20 protein-coding genes are annotated in these 20,905 nt (G+C 68.7%); 11 read left to right on the plus strand and 9 right to left on the minus strand.

Features of this window, described 5'->3' with window-relative positions; genetic code table 11:
* The first annotated feature begins 238 nt into the window (after window positions 1-238).
* From POL67_RS35285 to POL67_RS35315, 7 genes are all read left to right on the plus strand, one after another.
* Complete coding sequence (locus POL67_RS35285; protein WP_271925023.1) at window positions 239-1,090, plus strand: hypothetical protein; 852 nt, start codon at window positions 239-241, stop codon at window positions 1,088-1,090.
* A gap of 120 nt (window positions 1,091-1,210) precedes the next feature.
* Window positions 1,211-2,065, plus strand: coding sequence for a class I SAM-dependent methyltransferase (locus tag POL67_RS35290; RefSeq protein ID WP_271925024.1), 855 nt, complete (start codon window positions 1,211-1,213; stop codon window positions 2,063-2,065).
* A 130-nt stretch (window positions 2,066-2,195) separates the two neighbouring features.
* Window positions 2,196-2,375, plus strand: coding sequence for a hypothetical protein (locus POL67_RS35295; RefSeq protein WP_271925025.1), 180 nt, complete (start codon window positions 2,196-2,198; stop codon window positions 2,373-2,375).
* 44 nt (window positions 2,376-2,419) lie between these two features.
* The gene (locus POL67_RS35300) at window positions 2,420-3,475 is read left to right on the plus strand and encodes a radical SAM protein (protein WP_271925026.1); all 1,056 of its coding nucleotides are present in this window, start codon (window positions 2,420-2,422) and stop codon (window positions 3,473-3,475) included.
* 20 nt (window positions 3,476-3,495) lie between these two features.
* Entirely contained in the window at window positions 3,496-3,942 is a 447-nt protein-coding gene (locus POL67_RS35305; RefSeq protein ID WP_271925027.1) for a lasso peptide biosynthesis B2 protein, read from the plus strand.
* The gene (locus tag POL67_RS35310; RefSeq protein WP_271925028.1) at window positions 3,939-4,217 is read left to right on the plus strand and encodes a PqqD family protein; all 279 of its coding nucleotides are present in this window, start codon (window positions 3,939-3,941) and stop codon (window positions 4,215-4,217) included. The genes POL67_RS35305 and POL67_RS35310 overlap by 4 nt, the downstream gene beginning before the upstream one ends.
* Window positions 4,218-4,220: 3 nt before the next feature.
* Window positions 4,221-5,210, plus strand: coding sequence for a hypothetical protein (locus POL67_RS35315; RefSeq protein ID WP_271925029.1), 990 nt, complete (start codon window positions 4,221-4,223; stop codon window positions 5,208-5,210).
* A gap of 65 nt (window positions 5,211-5,275) precedes the next feature.
* Here POL67_RS35315 and POL67_RS35320 read toward each other — a convergent pair whose 3' ends face one another.
* The gene (locus POL67_RS35320) at window positions 5,276-5,917 is read right to left on the minus strand and encodes a hypothetical protein (protein WP_271925030.1); all 642 of its coding nucleotides are present in this window, start codon (window positions 5,915-5,917) and stop codon (window positions 5,276-5,278) included.
* A gap of 136 nt (window positions 5,918-6,053) precedes the next feature.
* On the opposite strand from POL67_RS35320, the gene POL67_RS35325 reads away from it, so the two are divergent.
* Window positions 6,054-6,860, plus strand: coding sequence for a formylglycine-generating enzyme family protein (locus tag POL67_RS35325; RefSeq protein WP_271925031.1), 807 nt, complete (start codon window positions 6,054-6,056; stop codon window positions 6,858-6,860).
* On the opposite strand, the gene POL67_RS35330 is transcribed toward POL67_RS35325, so the two are convergent.
* The 3 genes from POL67_RS35330 to miaB form a co-directional block, all read right to left on the minus strand.
* Complete coding sequence (locus POL67_RS35330; protein WP_271925032.1) at window positions 6,805-8,247, minus strand: VanW family protein; 1,443 nt, start codon at window positions 8,245-8,247, stop codon at window positions 6,805-6,807. The two genes, POL67_RS35325 and POL67_RS35330, sit on opposite strands and share 56 nt — an antisense overlap.
* A gap of 117 nt (window positions 8,248-8,364) precedes the next feature.
* On the minus strand, window positions 8,365-8,889 hold the full coding sequence (locus POL67_RS35335; RefSeq protein ID WP_271925033.1) for a gamma carbonic anhydrase family protein: 525 nt from the start codon (window positions 8,887-8,889) through the stop codon (window positions 8,365-8,367).
* A gap of 4 nt (window positions 8,890-8,893) precedes the next feature.
* A complete protein-coding gene (gene miaB / locus POL67_RS35340) occupies window positions 8,894-10,420 on the minus strand; it encodes a tRNA (N6-isopentenyl adenosine(37)-C2)-methylthiotransferase MiaB (protein WP_271925035.1) in 1,527 nt (508 codons plus the stop codon).
* 216 nt (window positions 10,421-10,636) lie between these two features.
* Between miaB and POL67_RS35345 the strand changes: the two genes are divergently transcribed.
* Window positions 10,637-12,457: an AMP-dependent synthetase/ligase gene (locus tag POL67_RS35345; protein ID WP_271925036.1), complete on the plus strand. Its 1,821-nt coding sequence runs from the start codon at window positions 10,637-10,639 to the stop codon at window positions 12,455-12,457.
* 57 nt (window positions 12,458-12,514) lie between these two features.
* Window positions 12,515-13,297 carry an AgmX/PglI C-terminal domain-containing protein gene (locus POL67_RS35350; protein ID WP_271925037.1) on the plus strand — a complete coding sequence of 261 codons (783 nt, stop codon included), beginning with the start codon at window positions 12,515-12,517 and terminating at the stop codon, window positions 13,295-13,297.
* Window positions 13,298-13,411: 114 nt separating this feature from the next.
* On the opposite strand, the gene POL67_RS35355 is transcribed toward POL67_RS35350, so the two are convergent.
* From POL67_RS35355 to POL67_RS35365, 3 genes are all read right to left on the minus strand, one after another.
* Window positions 13,412-13,618 (minus strand): hypothetical protein, encoded by a 207-nt coding sequence (locus POL67_RS35355; RefSeq protein WP_136931046.1) that lies wholly within the window; start codon window positions 13,616-13,618, stop codon window positions 13,412-13,414.
* Between the two features lie 119 nt (window positions 13,619-13,737).
* Window positions 13,738-16,206 (minus strand): sodium-translocating pyrophosphatase, encoded by a 2,469-nt coding sequence (locus POL67_RS35360; protein WP_271925039.1) that lies wholly within the window; start codon window positions 16,204-16,206, stop codon window positions 13,738-13,740.
* 314 nt (window positions 16,207-16,520) lie between these two features.
* Window positions 16,521-18,206, minus strand: a complete 1,686-nt coding sequence (locus POL67_RS35365) for a serine/threonine protein kinase (protein WP_271925040.1) — start codon at window positions 18,204-18,206, stop codon at window positions 16,521-16,523.
* A gap of 310 nt (window positions 18,207-18,516) precedes the next feature.
* Here POL67_RS35365 and POL67_RS35370 point away from each other — a divergent pair, with 310 nt between their 5' ends.
* Window positions 18,517-18,858 (plus strand): hypothetical protein, encoded by a 342-nt coding sequence (locus POL67_RS35370; RefSeq protein ID WP_271925041.1) that lies wholly within the window; start codon window positions 18,517-18,519, stop codon window positions 18,856-18,858.
* 105 nt (window positions 18,859-18,963) lie between these two features.
* On the opposite strand, the gene POL67_RS35375 is transcribed toward POL67_RS35370, so the two are convergent.
* Both POL67_RS35375 and POL67_RS35380 read right to left on the minus strand, forming a co-directional pair.
* Window positions 18,964-20,067, minus strand: coding sequence for a sterol desaturase family protein (locus POL67_RS35375; protein ID WP_271925042.1), 1,104 nt, complete (start codon window positions 20,065-20,067; stop codon window positions 18,964-18,966).
* Between the two features lie 67 nt (window positions 20,068-20,134).
* Window positions 20,135-20,896 (minus strand): hypothetical protein, encoded by a 762-nt coding sequence (locus tag POL67_RS35380; RefSeq protein ID WP_271925043.1) that lies wholly within the window; start codon window positions 20,894-20,896, stop codon window positions 20,135-20,137.
* Window positions 20,897-20,905 lie beyond the last annotated feature (9 nt).

The following is a 20,905-nucleotide window of genomic DNA, read 5'->3' on the forward strand; positions in this document are numbered from 1 at the left end:
CTTCCTTTCGCGATGCCTGTCCCTCGTTCTCCCTCTGCTGCTCACGGCTGCTTGCAGCTCTAGCGGAGGCGCCGGCGGCGCGTCCTCCTCCACGGACGCGACCGCATCGAGCTCCACCGGGACGGGAGGGAGCGGAGGCGGCGGGGGTGGCGGCGGGGGTGGTGCAGGTGGCAGTGGAGGTGAAGGAGGTGGGGGTGGGTGCCCGACGCCCGCGGACGGGGTCTTGGCCGACGCCGTCATGCCTGGCGGGTACGGGCTGCCTGCGATTGCCCTCGACGGAGACAGGGTCGTGTACGCGACCTACGAGGGCGTGTTCCGCGTTCCGCTCGCCGGCGGTTGCCCGACCTCGCTCCATACGTTCGAGAACAAGGACCTCAATGGCGTGAAGCTCAGCGTGAAGGACGGGGTGGCCTATGTCGGCACCGACGCCAGCGGCCTCGTCAACGGGGTCCTCGGCCGCGTCCCCGTGCAGGGCGGCGCCTTCACGAAGCTGCTCGATTTCTCGGTCTACGGCCTGTTCGTCACCGATACGGAGGTCGTCGCGACCGGGTTTCAGGGGCAAGACGATCGGCTCATGGCGGTCCCCCTCGCGGGCGGCACGCCCAAGGTCGCGGCGACGGGGCTCGACTCGCCCCGTGAGGTCGTGGTGGTCGGAGACAAAGCCTACTGGGCCGACGTCCGGACGAACCAGCAGGACACCAAGATCGGGATCTACACCGCGCCGCTCGTGGACGGCGGAAACGAGGCGCTGCTTTATGGCTCGCTCGAGTTCGGCCTCAACCTCGGCTCCCGCATTCGCACGGACGGAGAGCAGCTCTATGTCCAGACGGGGGCCGGCGACCTTCTGGCCGCCAAGGTCAATGGATCGGGCACGAGCCTGGTCCTGGAGGACAACAAGCTCGGCTTCTTCACCGTGGATGGAGCTGACATCTATGCACAGACCTCCGCGGGGATCGTCAAGGTCGCGACCTCCGGAGGCACGCCGACCATCGTCGTCGCCGACGCCAACGCGGCAGCCATCACCGTCGGCGAGAAAGACGTCGTCTGGTTCGACGCCGAGAAGAACCAGCTCCTCCGCGCCCCGAAATGAGCCTCTCGGGGGTTCGCTCGTATTCGTTGTCGAGGAAGCGCCCTGGGCCGAGCGCTTCATGATCCTCCCTGGCGGCCGCTCCCGCTTCCCCCTCCGCGTCCACCAGCTACGATGCCCCCCGTGACGTACAGGATCCCCCCCTGGGTCCGCGCCTTCCTCGCGGCCGACCGCCTCGCGAACCGCTTTGCCTCCGCCCGCGAAGGCCTGCGCGACGAGCTGCTCCTCGCCTGGATCCCCGAAGCGGATCGCGCCGCCCTCACCGCTGCGCTCTACACGCGCCAGAAGACCTACCTCCCCGGCGGCCACCGCTTCGAAAGCGGCCTCTTCGCCTGGGAAAAACGCGCCCTCGACGCCCCCGCGTTCCCCCGCGCGGGCCGTGTCCTCGTCGGCGCGGCGGGCGCCGGTCGTGAAGTCGTCGCGCTGCTCGAACGTGGCTACACGGTCACGGCCTTCGACCCCTGCGACGCCTTCGTCGAGAGCGCGCGCGCGCTCGTCGAGGGCCGCCCCGCCGACATCCGCCTCGGCGCCTACGACGACCTCGTCGCCGCCTCCCAGGGCCGCGGCGGCCCGCTCGCCTCGCTCGGCGATCCTCCCTCCTTCGACGCCGTGATCCTCGGCTGGGGCAGCCTCTCGCACGTCTTGCCCGCCTCCAGCCGGCTCGACCTTCTTCGTGCCGTCCGCACGCTCGCGCCGCGCGCCGTCGTGCTCACGAGCTTCCAGCTCCGCCATGACAGCGAGGCGAAGACCGAGACCAAGGGCCGCCTTCGCGACGCGCTCCGCCGCGCCTTCACCACGATCGGCGCCCCGGGCCGCAGCGAGCCGGGTGATCACTTCTACCCGGAGGGCGGATTCTTCTCGTACCTCGCGCCCGACGAGATCCCGCGCGTCGCCTTCGAGGCCGGCTACGAGGTCGTGCTCTTCGAGGAGGGCCCCTATCCGCACGCGCTGCTCGCCCCGCTCACGGGCGCGGCCTGAATGCCACGCCGCACCTACGCAACGAACCCACGGCTGCCCCTCGTTGTGACCTCTGCGCCCCGGTGATACGCTGCGCGGAGTGTCCTCGAGGCGCTCGCCTTCGCGGCGCGGCAGAAGGAGAACGACGCGCATGGCCGACATCGACGACCGAAACGCAAAGCTCGAAGGCACCGAGGGCGACGCGAGGGAGCCGGGCGAGGATTCGCGCAAGCCCTACGAGCCGCCGCGCCTCACGAAAAAGCGCTCCGTGGCCCGCGCGACGCTCTTCACGCCGATGACGCCGGCCACGGGCATGACCGTCATGGGCTGAGCGGTCTCCCTCCCCGCGCGCCCGCCCCGGAGCCCCCACCCGCCATGGCCGTCAACTGGATCGCCTTCCACCTCACGGATCGCTGCCAGCTCGACTGCCAGCATTGCCTGCGTGATCCCGGCCAGAAACCGAAGGATCTCTCGCTCGCCACGATCCGGAAGGTCCTCGCCGAGGCCAAGCGGCTCTACCGCACCCGTCAAGTCGCGCTCACCGGCGGCGAGCCCACGCTCCACCCCGAGCTCGAAGGCGTGCTCGACGCGATCGTGGAGCACGACTTCACATGGCACATCGTCACGAACGGCAGGCGTTTCGAGCAGCTCCTCGGGCTCCTGCGCGACGGCCCCGCGCGGCGCGAGCGCCTCACCGCCGTCAACCTGAGCCTCGACGGCGCCGACGAGACCACGCACGACGGCATCCGCGGCAAGGGGAGCTTTCGCGATGTCATGAAGGCCGTGACCCTCTGCACCGCGCACGGCCTCCCGTTCACGCTCCAGATGGTCCTCCACGCGCGCAACGTGCATCAGATCGAGGCGTTTGGCCTCATGGCCGCGCAGCTCGGCGCGGCGCGCGCGTCGCTCTCCATGCTCCAGACGACCGGCACGCACCACGACGAGGCGCTGTATCTGCCGCCCCACGCCTGGCAAGACGCGCAGCACCGCATCGAGCGCCTCTCCGCCGCGCTCACCATGCCCGTGACGATGCCCGAGGGGTTCTACCGCGAGCAGATCTTCCACGTCTGCGAGGCCATGAAAAGCGAGTCGCTCCACGTCGACGTCGAGGGCCGGCTCAACCTCTGCTGCCAGCACGCGGGCGTCCCGAGCGAGGGCCCCCCGCGCGACGTCGCCGCCGACCTCGCCACGACGAGCCTGCTCGAAGCCCATGGCCGCCTGCTCGGCATCATCCACGAGACGCAGGCCGCGAAGCTCGCCGCCATGGCCCGGGGCCCGCTCGGCGCGTGGGACCACTTCCCCTGCAACTGGTGCATGAAGCACTTCGACAAGCCCCACTGGACCGACGAAGGCGCGGGCGGCCCGTCGGCGCAGCGGGAGCGGTGGCGCGGCGCGTGGGCGAAGAAGGTCACCTTGCCCGTCGTGCGCTAGGCGGCCTGGGGGAGCGCGAAATGCCTTCACCCTGGCCCCAGCACCTCCGGCTCTCCGCGACCGCGATCGGCCTGCGCCTGTCGCTGCCCCTGCGGGTCGCGCAGTCGAGCCTGCCCGCGCTGCTCGACGCGCTCTCGCGGGGCACGATCGATCCCGCGCCGCTCGATGTGATCGACGAGGCGCTCGCGCGCGCGGACGTGATCACCCATCACCTGCCGTTCGTCCCCGACACGTGCCTCTACCGCTCGCTCGCGCGTTTCTCGCTGCTCCGCCGCGCCGGACACGCCGCTCGGTTCATCATGGGCCTCTCGCGGCCCGGGGAGATCGAGGGGCACGCGTGGGTGGAGCTCGACGGCGCGCCGTACGGCGAAGAGCTCGACCCCGACCTCGTCGTGACGTACGCCTACCCCCGTTCACGCTCGGACGAGCCGAGCAACCTCCCCTACCCCAAGGAGTCCGCCGCGTGACCGAGCCGCGCCTTCCCAGGCCGAACCCCCAGGTGCTCTTCACCGAGCTCGACGACGGCACCGGCGTCCTGCTCCACCTCGATACGAAGTTCTATTTCACGCTGAACGCGGCCGCCGTGATCGTGTGGAAATCCCTCGCCGAGTCGATCGCCGATCCAGGCGTGATCGCCGCGCGGATCACCTCGCTCTTCCGCGTCGATCGGGAGACCGCCGCGCGCGACGTCGACAGCGTGCTGCGCGAGATGCTCGAAGATGGCCTCGTGCTACCTGCCTGACGCGTGATGCAATCCGCGGCCCTGCACGGCGTGACGCTCGCGTGGACCACCGAGGGCGGCGCGCCCGATCTCGTCCGCGAGCTCGGCCTCGACGAAGGCATCGGCCAAGCGGAGGGCCGCGGCCGCATCGAGATCCTTCTCCACCGCGGAAGCGTTTCGCTCGACGCGGATCCGGCCATCGAGGGATATCGCCCCTCGTTTTTCCACGGCATCGTGCAGGCCTACCGCGAGCCCACGGGCGCGCCGCGGGCCTTCCTGCTCTGGGATCGCAAGAGCCGTATCCTCGTCCCCGAGGGAGCCTCGCGCATCGAGGCCTTCCTGTCCGGCGAAGAGATCGTGCCCGGCTCGGCCCGCGGCGCGCTCGAGATCGCGCTCTCGCTCGCCCTCCGCGCGCATGGCCTCTTTCACCTCCACGCCGCGGCCCTCGTCCACCGCACGCATGGCGAGACCGTCCTCGTCATCGGCGGCGCGGGCGCGGGCAAGACGACCACCACGATCACGCTCGCGTCCGCCGGCTACGATTTCCTCGGCGACGACGCGCTCCTCCTCGAAGACAGCCCCCTCGGGAAGCCGCGCCTCTGCGCCTTTCCGCGCCCCTTTCACGTCGGCCCGGCCGCGCTCTCGGCCTTCCCGCGTCTCGCGCCCTTCGCAGGCGCCCCGAAGAGCCACGGCGACAAACGCGACGTCGACCCGAAGCGCGCCTTCCCGGGCCAAGCCCGGCCCACCGGCCTTGCGCCGACCCTCGTGCTTTACCCGCGCATCGAGCCGGATCAACCGACCCTGCTCGCCCCCCTCGCGAAGGCCGAGGCCCTCGGCCACCTGATCGCGTCGAGCGGCGGCCTCGTGATCGACGACGTGCCCGGAAAGACCGAACACCTCGCCCTGCTCACCCGCGTCACGAACGGCGCGCGCCACTACGAGCTGCGCATGGGCCGTGATCTGCTCGACGACCCCTCGATCCTCCCGCTCGGGATCGATGGCCTCGACTTCTAGGTCCCGAGGGGGACGCGAGGCGAGCTTGCTTCGCGATCTCGCAGAGCGCCGAACGGTTCGGCGCTCTAGAAAAACTGCGCGCAGCAGCCCTGGTCGACGCTGCACGCGAAGACGCCGAGGCTGGCCTCGCACTTGCCGACGTCCATCCCGTTGACGGAGCACACGCAGACCTGCGTGGTGCCCGGCTGCGGGAAACACTGCGTGGTCACCGAGGCCCCGTTGCACTGGCCCGAGCACTCGCACGACCCTTCCGAGCTCTGGGAGCAAAGCGCGCCGGAGCAGCCGGCGCTCGGGGTCTCGCACGCCTCGACCGCCTCGAGGAACGGGAAGCAGGTCGAGCTGAAGCACTCGCCGTTCAGGCCCGCGTTCTTGGTGACACACGCGAGCAAAGCGTTGACCTCGCTCCAGCACGGACCGGCCTCGTCCTCGAACTCCTCCACGCATTCGGCGACACAGTCATCCTCCACGCACCCCGGGACCGCGCTGAAGCTCGCGCACGCCGCCTGGCAGAGGCTCAGCAGATCGCCGCCCCCCGCCCCGCTCGAGCTCGTCGTCGTGTTCGTCCCGGCACTCCCGCTCCCCGCAGCACCGACGCCGCCCGCGCCGCCCGTGCCATCCGCGTCGATCACCACCTTGCCGCCGCAAGCCCCGGCCCCCACGAGCGCGAGCGTCATGATCCCCAGGAAGCCAAGCATCGTCCGTTGCATGGGCCGCATCGTACCCCGGACGGCTGGGACGGGCGAGAACGTGGACGGCGGGCACGCTTTCGCCGGGGGGGTTCGTCGCGTCGCACGCGTTGCGCTGCCCGAGGGCGCGGTTTCTGCGCTAGGATGCCCCGCCTCGGTGCTCCTTCCGACGCTCCTCGCCCAGCTCTTCGCCGCGCCGCAGGCCGCGCCTGCCGCGGTGCAGGTCACGCCCCCGGCGGACGTTTGCCCTTCGGGCACGCGGCTCGTTTCGGGCACCCATTACGAGCACGTGCAGCGGCTCTGCACGACGTGGCGCCTCGGACACTGCTATTCGTTCCTCCCGGGCATGCTGGCCCAGGAGCCCGTGGCCACGCCGGTGCACGTGTGCATGGACGAGCACGAGTGGCCGAACCGCGAGGGCAAGCGGCCCGAGGTGATGATGCGGTTCGTCGAGGCGGAAAAGAAATGCGCCTCGGTGGGCAAGCGCCTCTGCACCGAATTCGAATGGGAGCTCGCGTGCGAGGGCCCCGAGACCACGCCCTGGCCCTACGGCCACACCTTCGACGCGAACGCCTGCAATGCCTCGAAGGATTTCATCCCGTACGACGAGGGGAAGCTGAACGCCGACGAGCGCCGCGTGCGCGAGATCGAGACGTGGCGCCTCTACCAGGGCGAGGCGAGCGGATCCCGCCCGCGCTGCGCGTCGAGCTTCGGCGTGAAGGACCTCGTGGGCAACGTGGAGGAGTGGGTGCGGACGTCACGCAAAGAGTGGCGATACCGCTCGTCGCTCAAAGGTGGCTTTTGGGCCAAACCCTGGGCCCATTGCCGCGGGACGAACGACTCGCACGGGCCGATGTTTCGTTATTACGAGATTGGCTTCCGCTGCTGCAAGGACCCCGAGGAGCCCGTCACGGCGCCGGAGCCTGCGCAGGCGTCGACACCGGAAACGACGCCGTCGCCGTAGAGGCGTCCGCGAGCCGCCCCTCGATGCCCTTCGCGTGCTCGGGGAGCGGCGGCAGGTTCGCCTCGTCGTAGCCGGGCGCGACCCAGTAGACCTCGGGCGAAGGGCGATAACCGCTGAACCAGCGCCGCTCCTCGACGCGACCGTCGACGTACGAAATGCGGAGCGTCGAGGTGACGTCGTACCCGCGCACGCCCTTCTGCCGATGAATACGTTTCCCGGGCGGCAGATGCGATTTCACCGTGATCCGACGGACGAAATCATACGACTGCCCGACCCCGTAGCCATACTCGACCTTCGCGACCGGCTCGCCGCCGAGGATCTCCACGCGCACCTTGTTCGGCTGCGGGAAATGGGCGTGGATCATGACCGGGAACGGATAGGGGTTCTTGAGCTTGAGGTCGACAACGGGAAAACTCACGGTCGCGTCGAGGCCGAGCTTCGTGTAGCTCGACGCGCGCGAATGCCCCTGCCGATGCAGGACCTCGAGCGCGCCATAGACGGCCGCGCCGTGCAGCGTCGAGGAGAGCTGGCAGGTGCCGCCGCCGATGCCGTCCGTGAGCTCGTCGCCCTGGATCTCGGGCGCGAGGGTAAAACCGTTCTCCCGCGTGCGAGCCCCGACGCGATCGTTGAAGGAAAAACCGGCGCCCGGCGGCAAGACGACGCCGTCGATCTTGCGCGCGGCGTTGCGGATGTTGACCGCGCGCCCCGCGCCCGAGCCAAAGAGCGAGAACGAGGTCTCGAACGAGGCGACGACCTTCGTCACGTCGACCTGCGCGAGATCGAGCGCGGTCACCTTCGCCGGCACGCGGCGCGTGACGAGGCGGATCACGACGCCGTCCTCGAAGCTCGTCGCGCGCATCTCCGCGAGCGAGGCGTCGATGTCGAGCTCACGGCCGGGGACGTCCTCGATCTTGCGCTTGTTCTCGAGGTCGAGCACCGCGTCGACGGGCGCGAGGATGAAACGCGGCGCGATCGACTCGAGGAAACGACGCGCCTTCGCCTCGTCGATCCAGAAGGCGAGCGGCACGAAGACCTCACCGTTTCGCGCGAGGCGCGCCTCCTTCATGCGACGCAGGATCGAGCCCGCATGCCCCACCTCGCCAGCGCGATCGAGCGAGGCCTGCACGTCGATCTCGACGCCGACCGCGCCGAGCGTGGTCTCCACGATCTCGCCGTCGTGATGGAACCGCGCCTCCCAGCCGAGCGCGTCGAGCTGACGGCGGGCGAGCCACGAGGCGGGCGAGCCTTCGTCGGGCACGCGTTGCTCGCCGAGGAACAGGCCTTCGACGACCGGAGAACGTGGCCCGTACCGATAGGCGCCGAGCCCGAGCCCCGCGGCGACCGAGGAGCCGATGCCCAGGACGAGGAGGAGAGTGGACTTTTGCACGGAAGATCGCCGCAATCGTAGCGGAGACCTTTCCGTCTTTGGAAGTTTCTCGGTAAGCGATGGAGGGAGATCACGCATGGCGTGACCAAGAACGCCCGTGCCGCCGGTTCGCTTCGCTCAGTCGCCGCAGATCCCGCGGTACCTCTGCGCATTCAGCACGTAATGCATCGCGCCGGCGAGGCCGAGCTTCGCCTCCTCGTCGGTCACCTCGCGGACGACCTTCGCGGGGCTGCCTTTCACCATGGATCGAGGCGGGATCACCATCCGCGGCGGCACGAGCGCGCCGGCCGCGATGACCGAGCCCGCGCCGATCACCGCGTTGTCGAGCACGATGCTGCCCATGCCGATGAGGCAACCGTCCTCGACCGTGCAGCCATGCAGGATCGCGCCGTGGCCGATCGTGACGTCCGCGCCGATCGTCGTCTTCGAGACGCCGTCCGTGAGGTGCAGGCAGGCGAGATCCTGCACGTTCGTGCGAGGGCCGATGCGGATCGGGCCAATGTCGCCGCGCAGGACGGCGCCGAACCACACGCTCGCCTCGTCGCCGAGCTCGACGTCGCCGACGAGCGTCGCGTTCGGCGCGAGGAAGACACCCCGGCCGAGCCGCGGGGCATGGTCCCCGTAAGGAAGGACGAGCGCCAAGCGCCTACCCTCCCCCGGCGGCCACGATCGGGAGCGAGCGCCGCTCCCCCGCCGCGCGCGGCTTCGGCGCCTCCACCGGCGCCGCGGGTGGTGCCGCGGGGAGCGGCTTTGCCGCCGCGCGTGCCTCGTCCGAGAGCTCGGCTTGGAGCGAGTGCTTGTTCGCGCGCGTGATCACGACCTCGACGATCGACCCGCGCAGATCGAGCCGCTCGGCCCCGACGACGTGCACGATCTCGTTGCGCTCCGTGCGACCCGTCCAGGCGTTCGTGCCTTCCTTGCCCGCGCCTTCGACGAGCACGCGCTGGCGGCTCCCGGCGAGCCTTTGCAAATGCGCGCCGAGCAGCTCCTCGCTCACCTCGAAGAGCCGCGCGAGACGCTCGCTCTTCTCGGCCTCGGGCACGTCGTCCGCGAGCTTGCGGGCCGGCGTGTACGGGCGCTGCGAATATTTGAACCCAAACAGTCCCCGGAAGCCCACCTCCCGCACGAGCGAGAGCGTGGCGGCGAAGTCCTCCTCGGTCTCGCCCGGGAACCCGACGATGATGTCGGTCGAGAGCGACAGATCGGGCAGCCGCGCCACGAGCGAGCCCACCCGCGCGACGTACTCGGCCCGCGTGTAGCGCCGGATCATGCGCTTCAGGATGCGATCACTCCCCGACTGCACGGGCATGTGCACGTGGCGGGCGAGGACCGTGAGCTCCGCGTGCGCCTCGATGAGCGAGGGCGTGAGGTGCCGCGGGTGCGGGCTCGTGTACCGGAGCCGCACGAGCCCGGGGACCTCGGCCGCGATGCGCCGCAGGAGCGCGGCGAACTCGCTCTCGTCCGGATCGTCGGGCGAGGCGCCGGGCGCGCGCGAGAGCTCGCTGCTCGGATCCCGGTAGCTGTTCACCGTTTGCCCGAGCAACGTCACCTCGCGGACGCCCGCCTCTACGAGCCCCGCGATCTCCGCGACGATCTCCGCGCTCGGCCGGTAGCGCTCGGGCCCCCGCGTGTACGGGACGATGCAGAAGGAGCAACGCTCGTTGCAGCCCTTCATCGTGGTCACGAACGCCGTGGGCGCACGCGCGGCGACCGGGGGGCTGGCTTCGCTTGTCGGCGTGGAGCCCCCCTCGTCGAAGAGCGCGGTCAAAAAGCGCGGGGCTTCGAGGTCGAAGACCGTCCGCACGAGCGGCGGCGCGCCGAGGCCGATGTCGTCGAGCAGGCGCGGCAGCTCGGGGATGTTGTCGGGGCCGAGGACGAGGTCGATGCCTTGGCTGCGCGTGAGCAGCCGCTCGCCCTCCTGCTGGGCCACACACCCGGCCACCACGAGGACCATCTCGGGGTGCGTCTGCTTCCACTTCGCGAGGCGGCCGACCTCGCTGAGGAGCTTCTGCTCGGCCTTTTCCCGGACGCTGCAGGTGTTCAGCACGACCACGTCCGCGGCCTTCGGGTCTTCCGATTCCGTATAACCGGCGCGACGGAGGACCTCGTGCATCCGCTCGGAGTCGTGGACGTTCATCTGGCATCCGAACGTCGTGATGGCGTAACGAGGCATGGGCGCCGCTCATGTAACAAAACGGCGGAGGGGCGGCCAGCGCGTGGACGCGCTTCTTCACGCCGAGGCTGTTGCAGTGGGCGAAAGGAGCCGCGATGATGGCGGCCGGCGCGAGGAAAAGGCGCTCTTCCGACGTCCCAGCCGCGCGTGGCCCCTTGCGAGCACGGCGGGCGTGCACGACAAGACGCGGTTCAAGGGACCGACCAAGGAGAGGACATGTCGTCGGCGAAATTCGAGACACTCGTGGACCTGTTCGAGCGCTCCGTCCAGCAGTTCAAGAACAAGGATCTGTTCGGCGTGAAGAAGGACGGCACGTGGGTGTGGACCACCTACGGTGAGGTCGGCAAGCTCGTCGACGACTTCCGCGCGGGGCTCGCGTCGCTCGGGGTGAAGCGCGGCGACAACGTCGCCATCATCTCGAACAACCGCATCGAGTGGGCCGTCGCGGCCTACGCGTGTTACGGGCTCGGCGCGGCGCTCGTGCCGATGTACGAGGCGCAGCTCCCGAAGGAGTGGGCCTTCATCGTGAACGACTGCGAGGCCGTCGCGCTCATCGCGGCGACCGAGGAGATCTACCAGACGGCCCAGGAGATCCCGGAGAAGGCGCCCTCGCTCAAGCACATCATCGGCCTCACCCGCCCGAAGAGCGAGCCCTCGTCCTACGCGGCGCTGCTCGAAGCCGGCGCGAAGAGCCCGGTCCCGGCCATCAAGCCCACGCCCGCCGACACGGCGTGCCTCATCTACACCTCGGGCACGACGGGCAACCCCAAGGGCGTGATCCTCTCGCACGGCAACGTCGCCTCGAACATCAACGCCGTGCACGAGATCCTGCCGCTCGTCACCGACGACAGGAGCCTCTCGTTCCTGCCCTGGGCGCACTCGTTCGGCCACACGTGTGAGCTCCACGCGCTGCTCTCGCTCGGCGGCGCGATGGCGCTCGCCGAGGGCGTCGACAAGATCATCGCGAACCTCGCGGAGGTGCACCCGACGATGCTCTGCAGCGTCCCGCGCATCTTCAACCGCATCTACGACGGCGTGAACAAGCAGATGGCCGGCAAGCCGAAGCCCATCCAGGCCCTCTTCAAGGCCGGCATCCGCGCGGCCACGAAGAAGCGCAAGGAGGGCGCGGGCTCGCTCTCGCTCGGCGAGAAGATCAAGCTCGCGCTCGCCGACAAGCTCGTCTTCTCGAAGATCCGCGCCAAGTTCGGCGGCCGCATGAAGTACGCGTTCAGCGGCGGCGCGGCCCTCTCGCGTGAGGTCGCCGAGTTCATCGACGCGCTCGGCATCACGGTCTACGAGGGCTACGGCCTCACGGAGACGAGCCCGATCGCGACGGCGAACCGCCCCGGCGCGCAACGCATCGGCAGCGTCGGCAAGGCGATCCCGCACGTGAAGATCGTCATCGACAAGGAAGCCTCGGGCGATCCCAAGCACGGCGAGATCGTCATTCACGGCCCGAACATCATGCAGGGCTACCACAACCGCGACGACGAGAACAAAGCGGTCTTCACCGAGGATCGTGGCTTCCGCACGGGCGACCTCGGCTACCTCGACGACGAGGGTTACCTCTACATCACGGGCCGCATCAAGGAGCAGTACAAGCTCGAGAACGGCAAGTACGTCTCCCCGGCTCCGCTCGAGGAGCAGCTCAAGCTCTCGGCGTACATCCTCAACGCGATGGTCTACGGCGACAACCGCCTCTACAACGTCGCGCTCGTGGCCATCGACGTCGAGGCCGTGAAGACGTGGGCGCAAGGGCAGGGCCTCTCGTTCGAGAGCGACGCTGCGATGTGCGAGAACGCGCGCGTCAAGCAGCTCGTGATGGACGAGATCCAGACGTACTCGTCCGAGTGGAAGGGCTTCGAGAAGATCCAGAAGGTCACGCTCACGAGCGAGGACTTCACCACGCAGAACGGCCTGCTCACGCCCTCGCTCAAGGTGAAGCGCCGCGTGGTGTGGCAGCGCTACGGCCAGCAGATCGAGGCCCTCTACGCCGAGGGCAAGTCCAAAGACGGAAGCGCGGCGACCGCCGCGTGAAGCCTCTCGCGGGCGTCGTTCGTTGACGCCCTGCGCCCCCCCTTCTACGCTCGCTTCATGCACAATCAGGCTCGCGTGGTGGCACTCGCGGCGACGGCGTGGCTCGTGGGTGGCTGCGCGAGCAGCGCCGCGCGCTCCGCTGGGCCCGAGCCCGTCGTGATGGTCGGCGACGGGGTCAAGGCCAAGGCTGCGGACAAACCCAGCACGGCCGCTACGAACGATCCGAATGACGCGCGCAGGAAGGCGCTCGAAGAGGCCGCCGAGTACGGGATGGTCGGCGTGCTCCAAGGCTCGGGGGACAACCTCGCCCCTGTCGACGGCGTGGAAGGCGGGGTCTTTGGTGGCGTCGTCGGTGGCGTCGTCGGCGGCCCGAGCAAGGTCTTCGGCAGCGGCGGCCTCGGCCTGAGCGGGATTGGGATCGGCGGCGGTGGAACGGGCGAGGGCGTCCTTGGCCTCGGCTCGATCGGCACCATCGGGCACGGCAGCGGCCACGGCGTCGGCAGCAGTCGCCCGGGCGAGCGCGTCAAAGTCCGCATCGAGGCTGCCACGATCACGGGGCCGCTCACGGACGACGTCGTGCAGCGCATCCTCGCGGATCACCGCGAGGACGTGCAGGATTGCTACCTCCTCGAATCCAAGCGCGGCAACCGCGTCCGCGGCCGCATGACCTTGTCGTTCACGATCGACGGCGCCGGCCGCGTGGACGAGGTCTGGGTCCCCGAATCGACCTTCTGGCAACACGAACTCGCGAGCTGCGTCGCGCAGGTCGTCGGCACGTTCCGCTTCCCCGCGCCCTCACAGGGCTCCCAGGTCAAAGTCCTCGTCCCCATCATCTTCTGACCTTGCATCGACCGCATCGCGGTCGATGCACCCTCGGTCCAGGCCGTGCCTGGTCCGGGTCCAGGGGCGGACAGCCCCTGGTAGGGCCCGGGGTGAAACCCCGGCGCTACGCCCTCAAACGTCGTACTCGTCGTCCTGAACGATGGCCTCGGTCCCGAAGCGGGCGCGTGCTTCGAGCAGCTCCTGGTCGCTGATCCATGTGCGCTCGCACTCGGCCAACGGCGCGACCTGGTAGACGTCCTTGCGGCTTTCTCCGTGTCCGTCTTCGAGAACGCGGACGACCTCGTGGTGGAAACCGCAGGACGGACAGAGAGCTCGCATCGCCTGATTTATAGTTCGAAGGTGTATCGCTCGCTTCGAAAAAGCGAACGCCCTCGCTCTGCGGGGAGCGAGGGCGTTCGACGGGGACCGCTATTGCCGGTCCGCTCGACGGGACGTGATCAGTGCGCTGCGGGCGCTGCCGACTTCACTTCCGTCTTGATGCGCATGCCGTAGAACGACCGATACACGAAGATCGTCGACGCGATGAAGAAGATGCCGGCGAGCACGATGCTCGTCTGGTGCGGGATCTTGATCGCGAGCTCGACGGCGAGGAGGCCGAAGAGCGTGGTGAACTTGATGATCGGGTTCATGGCGACCGACGAGGTGTCCTTGAAGGGATCCCCGACGGTGTCGCCGACGACGGTCGCTGCGTGGAGGGGGGTGCCCTTCTCCTTCAGCTCGACCTCGACGAGCTTCTTCGCGTTGTCCCAGGCGCCGCCGGCGTTTGCCATGAAGAGCGCCTGATACAGGCCGAAGAGCGCGATCGAGATCAGGTAGCCGATGAAGAAGAACGGATCGAGGAAGGCGAAGGCGAGGGTGCCGAGGAAGACCGCGAGGAAGATGTTGATCATCCCGCGCTGCGCGTACTGCGTGCAGATCTCGACGACCTTCTTGCTGTCCTCGATGCTCGCCTTCTCGGCGCCTTCGAGCTTGATGTTCGCCTTGATGAACTCGACGGCGCGGTAGGCGCCGGTCACGACGGCCTGGCAGGAGGCGCCGCTGAACCAGTAGATCACCGCGCCGCCGACGATGAGGCCGAGGAGGAAGGGCGCGTTGATGAGCGAGAGGCGCTGGATCGCCTCCACCACGCCGAACTCCGTCTGCAGCTCCAGGATGATCGAGAAGATCAGGGTCGTCGCGCCGACGACGGCGGTGCCGATGAGCACCGGCTTTGCCGTCGCCTTGAACGTGTTGCCTGCGCCGTCGTTCTCCTCGAGGTAGTGCTTGGCCTTCTCGAAGTCGACGTCGAAGCCGTGTTCCTTCTTGATCTCCTCCTTGATGCCGGGGAGCGACTCGATCACGCTGAGCTCGAAGACGCTCTGCGCGTTGTCGGTCACCGGACCGTAGGAGTCGACCGCGATGGTCACCGGGCCCATGCCGAGGAAGCCGAAGGCCACGAGGCCGAAGGCGAAGACGGGCGCGGCCATCGTCGACGTGAAGACGGCGGCGAGGCCCTGGAGCGCGACCAGGTACGCGATGCCCATGAGGCCCGCGATGACCATGCCGAGCCAGTAGGCGCTGAAGTTACCGGCCACCATGCCGGAGAGGACGTTCAGCGAGGGGCCACCTTCGCGCGACGAGGTCACGACCTCGCGCACGTGGCTGCTCTCGGTCGAGGTGAAGATCTTGACCGCCTCGGGGATGATCGCGCCCGCGAGCGTGCCGCAGCTGATGATCAGCGAGAGCTTCCACCAGAGCGTCCCGTCGCCGAGGTTCGGGATGAGCACGTACGACACGGCGAACGTGAGGCCGAGCGACACGAACGAGGTCAGCCACACGAGCCAGGTGAGCGGCGCCTCGAAGTTCATCTTGTCGACGGTGCCGAAGCGGGCCTTCGCGATCGCCTCGTTGACGAGGTAGCTGAAGACGCTGGCCACGACCATCATGATGCGCATCACGAAGATCCAGACGAGGAGCTGGACCTGCGTCTTGACGTCCGCGACCGCGAGCAGGATGAACGAGATGAGCGCGACGCCGGTGACGCCGTAGGTCTCGAAGCCGTCGGCGCTCGGGCCGACCGAGTCGCCCGCGTTGTCGCCCGTGCAGTCGGCGATGACGCCGGGGTTACGCGCGTCGTCTTCCTTGATGTTGAAGACGATCTTCATGAGGTCGGAGCCGATGTCGGCGATCTTCGTGAAGATGCCGCCGGCGATGCGCAGCGCCGAGGCGCCGAGCGACTCGCCGATCGCGAACCCGATGAAGCACGGACCTGCGTACTCGCCGGGGACGAAGAGCAGGATGATCAGCATGACGAGCAGCTCGACGCTGATCAGCACCGTGCCGATGCTCATGCCTGCCTTGAGCGGGATCGCGTAGGTCGGGAAGGGCTTGCCGCGGAGGGACGCGAACGCCGTGCGGCTGTTCGCGAACGTGTTGATGCGGATGCCGAACCAGGCGACGCCCGTGCTGCCTGCGATGCCGACGAGGCTGCAGAACAGGATGAGCGCGACGCGACCCACGTCGAAGTGCTTGAAATAGCCGTAATACACCGCGATCACGAGGCCGATGAGGACCTCGAGGAGCACGATGAACTTGATCTGCGTGATCAGGTACGTCTTGCAGGTCGCGTAGATGAGCTCCGAGATCTCGAGCATCGAGCGATGCACGGCCATCTTCTTGAGCTGCAGGTAGATCGTCATCCCGAAGATCAAACCGAGCGCACAGACGCCCATGCCCGCGAAGAGCAACGTGCGTCCGTCCACGTTTCCGGCGAAGGAAACAGAGCCCAGATCGGGAAGCTTGAGCGAAGCCTCGTCCGCGTGCGCGGGACGAGCCAGGGCGATAGCAAACAGCGCGCCTACGACGGCCAAGGCGCGCGCGGGCCACGCTCGCGCCCAGCTCGGGCGCGAAGAACCCTCTACGTTCATGACGGTGTGCCTCCTTCAAACGAGGAGACTGCCGACGTCCGGCTCACGCCGCCGCGGCGATCTCCCAGGTTCCGAGGGGTTGGCCGCCTGCGTGAGACGCGGATGAGCGGGCACCGACGGGGGAATGTCCCCGCGGCGCAGGCTCCGTCGAAATCGACCCGCTAGCCCTGACGCCGACGCTTCAGCACAGCCTCGCCCTCGACGGTTTTCCCCGCCGAGGCGCGCGCTGACTACCACAGCACGCCTTCCCCGTCATCCTTCTTTTGTTGGAGGTGGGGCCGGCCGCGGCCGGCCCCCTGGCGGGATCCGGGAGATCAATTCCCCGGACGCTTATCGAGCGTGGCTTTGGGCTCGCCGCTCTCGCTCGACGCGGGGTTCGCGTCCTTGTTCGCCGTGAGCAGCTCTGCCACGAGATCCCGGCATTCGGGCTTGTTGCGCAGGTGGGCGAGCAGGAGGTTCGACGCGTCGCTGAACGCCTTCTCGAAGCCGAGGCCCTCGCGCGTCCGCTGTGCGACCTTCTCGCGGCCCTGCCCGAGATCCTCTTCGAGCGCCTCTGCGTACCGCGTCAGTTGCCCGCGGAGCTCGTCGATCTGGCGCCGCAGATCCCGCGCCGTCGTCTCGCGCGTGTTCTTCTTCGCCTCGTAACGCGCGAGCTGCTCGCGCTTCGCCTGCACGGTCGCGCCCGTCGCGCCTGCGCGTTCGAACACCGTCCGATCGAACGCGCCTTGTCGCGCGGCGCCGTCGGCGAGCAGCTTCGCCTCCGTCGCGAGCTTCTCTGCTTGCGCGAGCTCGCTGCGCACCTTGTCCACGTCCTCGCCGTCGGCCCCGGCCTCGCGCATCACGCGCGACTCCTCGTGCGCGAGCTCCTCGACCTTGCGGCCGATCTCTGCGCGGAGCGCGCGCCCGCGCCGCTCCAGGGCGTCGAGCTTGCGCGTGTGGCTCGCGACCTCGCCCTCCAGCCGGTTCGCCTTCGCCGCGAGCTCCCAGAGCTGCGCGAGCGCGGTCTGGATGTCGGGCGGCGCGTTGCCCGCCGGGTACGCGCGCGCCGCCATGCGGGCGAAGAGCGCCGTCCGGTTCGCCCACTCCGTCACGCCGGCCGACTGCGGCGGCGGCGGCGGCGGCGGCGCGGGCAGGGCCTCGCCCGTCTCCATCTCCCAGGGCGTGCTCGGCAGGCTGCGCTGCAGGGCCTTGAGCTCTTCCTGGAGATGGTGGGCGTCGCGGTAGCGCTTGCGGATGTCCTTCTCGAGGAGCCGCATCGCGATCGTCTCGCCTTGCGGATGCGCGTCGGGGCGCACCGTGCGCGGGCGACGGGGGATCGCCGTCCGCTGCATCTCGAGCAACGTCTCGCGATCGTTTGCGCGGAAAGGAAGTTGCCCCGTCAGCATCTCGTAGAAGAGCACGCCGAGCGCGTAGAGGTCCGCGTGCGGCGTGGCCTCCTCGCCGCGCGCCTGCTCGGGCGACATGTACTCCGGGGTCCCGAAGACCGCGCCCTTCGGCGCGAGGCGCGGGTCGCGTGCGATCGCGGCGAGACCGAAGTCGAGGATCTTGACGAAGTCCTTCCGACCGCCGCGCTGCGTGAGGAGGATGTTGTCGCTCTTCAGATCGCGGTGCACGACGCCGAGGTCGTGGGCGCGGGCGAGGGCGGCGCACATCTGTTCGAGGATGTCGACGCCGCGCGCGATCGGCATGGGCCCGCGCGCGAGTTCGGCGCTGAGCGGCGTGCCGACGAGGTACTCCATCACCAGATAGAGCTCGCCTTCCTCGGTCTCGCCGATGTCGTGGATGTCGATGATGTGGGCGTGATCCACCCGGTTCGCGGCACGGGCCTCACGGAGCATCCATGCGCGGAGGTGCGTCTCGCCGCGTAGATCGGGGCGGATGAGCTTGAGGGCGACCACCCGATCGATGAGCACGTGGCGGGCGCGGTACACCACGCCCATACCGCCCTCGCCGATCCGGGTCTCGAGGCGGTAACGACCTGCGACGACCTTACCGATCATCGGGTCCGCGCTCGCGGTCTTCGGGCCTAACGATGATCGCTGAGAGCGCGCTGATCCATGTTCCTTCGTGTTCTCCTCGGGTACGGGGCTGGCTCGCGTGACGATCCACGCGCCGCCCGCTCGATCTGCCGCGGATGCGCCCGACGTGGTGTCTTGCGCTCGCGGAGGCGAGGCCTTTCGGCATCATCGCGGATACTACCAGGGGAGCGCGCGCCGCGTCGACGGGGCTTGATGGCGCCGCCCCAAGGCTGCTAGCGTCCTTTCCTCGCCCCTGGCCTCACAGCCGCCGCCGAGGGCGACACCGCCAACAATGTCAGGACCGATCGAGAGCTCAGGCGACATCGAGATTTACTGCCACCCGGCCCGCTCCTCGAACCGCGGCACTGTGCCGTTTTTCGAGAAGATCCCGCAGGGGGAACGGCTCTCGCTCGTCTTTGTCCCCGCCGAGACGGCGGACCCGCCCTACTCCCTCAAGGTCTTCTCGCCCTCGGGCACGAACATCGTCGACTCCCTCGTGCGGGATCCGCCGACCGGCGCGCCGCAGAGCCCTCCGCCGATCGAGTTCGTCGTGTCGTCCCTCGGTGTGTACAGGATCGAGATCCGTTCTCGCACCGGCCGGCATCGTGGCGACGCCAAGATCCGCGTCGGCTGAACGACACTCCGCCGAACGAACCGAGCACGAACACGACGCGCGAGAGGCGCGCGGGTTCGGCGCGCCCGTCCGATCGTTCCTGGGCAAACGCTCGGTTCGGGATCGTCAGAGGAGCATCCAGAGCACGAACGGCGTGGCGACGACGCGCGCGGCTTCGAGCGGCTTCGCCCACGCGCGCCCTTCGAGCACGCCCCCGAGCCCGCCGAGCGCCGCCACGAACCACGCCGAGAACACGAGCTGCGTGCCGAGCGGCGCCGACGCGCCCTTCACGAGGAAGTGCACCGTGGCGGCGAGCGTGAGGACGAGCATCACGGCCGCGTAGATCCCCGCGCCGCGCGTCGGCCGCGCATCGTACTTCGGTCGATCCGGCGCGATGTCGATCGCGGCCGGCGTCATCCCGCGGGGCCGCCACTCGGGGGGCATGAACCAGACCTTGAGTTTGTCGAGGAAGCGCGGCGCGCGAGCGGCGGTCTCCAGGATGTCGCCGAAGGGCGCCCACGCGCAGACGAGCGGGTTCCACGAGGCGACGGGCTTGACGGTCCCGTAGACCGGCTTCTCCGCCTCGGGCTCGAACGTCCCGAAGAGCCGATCCCAGACGATGAGCATGCCGCCGTGGTTGCGATCGAGATACCGCCCATTGCAACCGTGATGCACGCGGTGGTGCGAGGGCGTATTCAGCACCCATTCGAGCGGGCCGAGTTTGCCGACGAGCTCGGTGTGAATCCAGAACTGGTAGACCGTATTGATTCCGAGCGCCGTCGCGAACATGGCGGGTGGGAATCCGAAGAGGGCGAGCGGCAGGTAAAAGAAACGCGATACGAGCGGCTGGACGGGCCCCTGGCGGAGCGCGACGGCGAAGTTGTAATCCTCGCTCTGGTGGTGCGGCGCGTGCGCGGCCCACGCGAGGTTCATGCGGTGCGAGGCGCGGTGGAACCAGTAATAAAGAAAATCGAGCCCGACGAGCAAGGAGGCCCAGGCGAGCGCCGAGTCCGGCGAGACGTCGAAAAAGCGCCGCTCGTAAAGCAAGAGGTATCCGCCGAGGAGCACGCCCGCCGCGACGACGCCAAAGAGCGTCTGCGCCGAGCCGAGGAGCAGATCCGCGAGCACGTCCGGGCCGCGGTAGACGTGCCGTTTCTTGATACGCCCCACGGTCCATTCGAGGCCCATGAGGACGAAGAATGCTGGGATCGAGAGGGTGATGACGTTCACGGCGGGGGGAGGATAGCGGGGTGGGAGGGCGGCGTCACGGGAGAGGCGGGGCGTCCGGGCTGTCTCGTCATTCCTCCTCGACGACCCGGATGGGCAGCCACTTGAACCCGGTCACGCCTGCCTCCTTGAAGATGCGCCAGACCTTGGGGGTGATGAGGAAATAGGGTTGCCCGATGACGGCCGTCTTCAGATCGCCGGTCCACCGAAAGAATCCGAAATGCTCCCACATGCGGTTGACGTCCTGGGCTCCGACGAGATCCCGGGCGTGGTACGCGAGGCGCAGGGGTTCCTCGGTGGACTGGTTGAACTTGCTGCGCCCACAGGATTTGCACACGCGTTTCCGTTCGATCCCGGTCGAGCGCGGGGACATCGGGGGCAACGTGTGCGACGCCCACATCTGCCTCCATGGCAGCTTGATTTGCCGCACGTCCTTCTGCCTTGCGTACACGCTCCGGAAGGAGAGCCCCGATAGCTTGGCGTTCTCGAGCGTCTCGGCGAGCCGTTCGTCGACGAGGATCTCGCTGTAGCTGCCCACGGCGCGAAACTGCCCGAGCTTCGGCATGCTATCCTGGCTTGTGCCATCGAGCACGTACGCCGAAGTTTGACGGATGCCTGCGCCACACGCCGGGCACGCCGTCGAGATGTCGTAGTCCGTGCCGAACCGGGGGCCTCCGAGGACGAAGATCTCCCAGGTGACGCCCGCAACGATGAGGGGTGCGGCCTCGAACTCGTCGTCCGTGTACTCGTCCCAGCGATCCTCGAACCATTCGACCTTGTAGGCGAGGAGGAGCTTTTGCAGGAGGGGCAGGCAAGGGTCGTCAACGTCCACGATGACGTC

The organism is Polyangium mundeleinium (genome assembly GCF_028369105.1).
Lineage (GTDB): Bacteria > Myxococcota_A > Polyangia > Polyangiales > Polyangiaceae > Polyangium > Polyangium mundeleinium.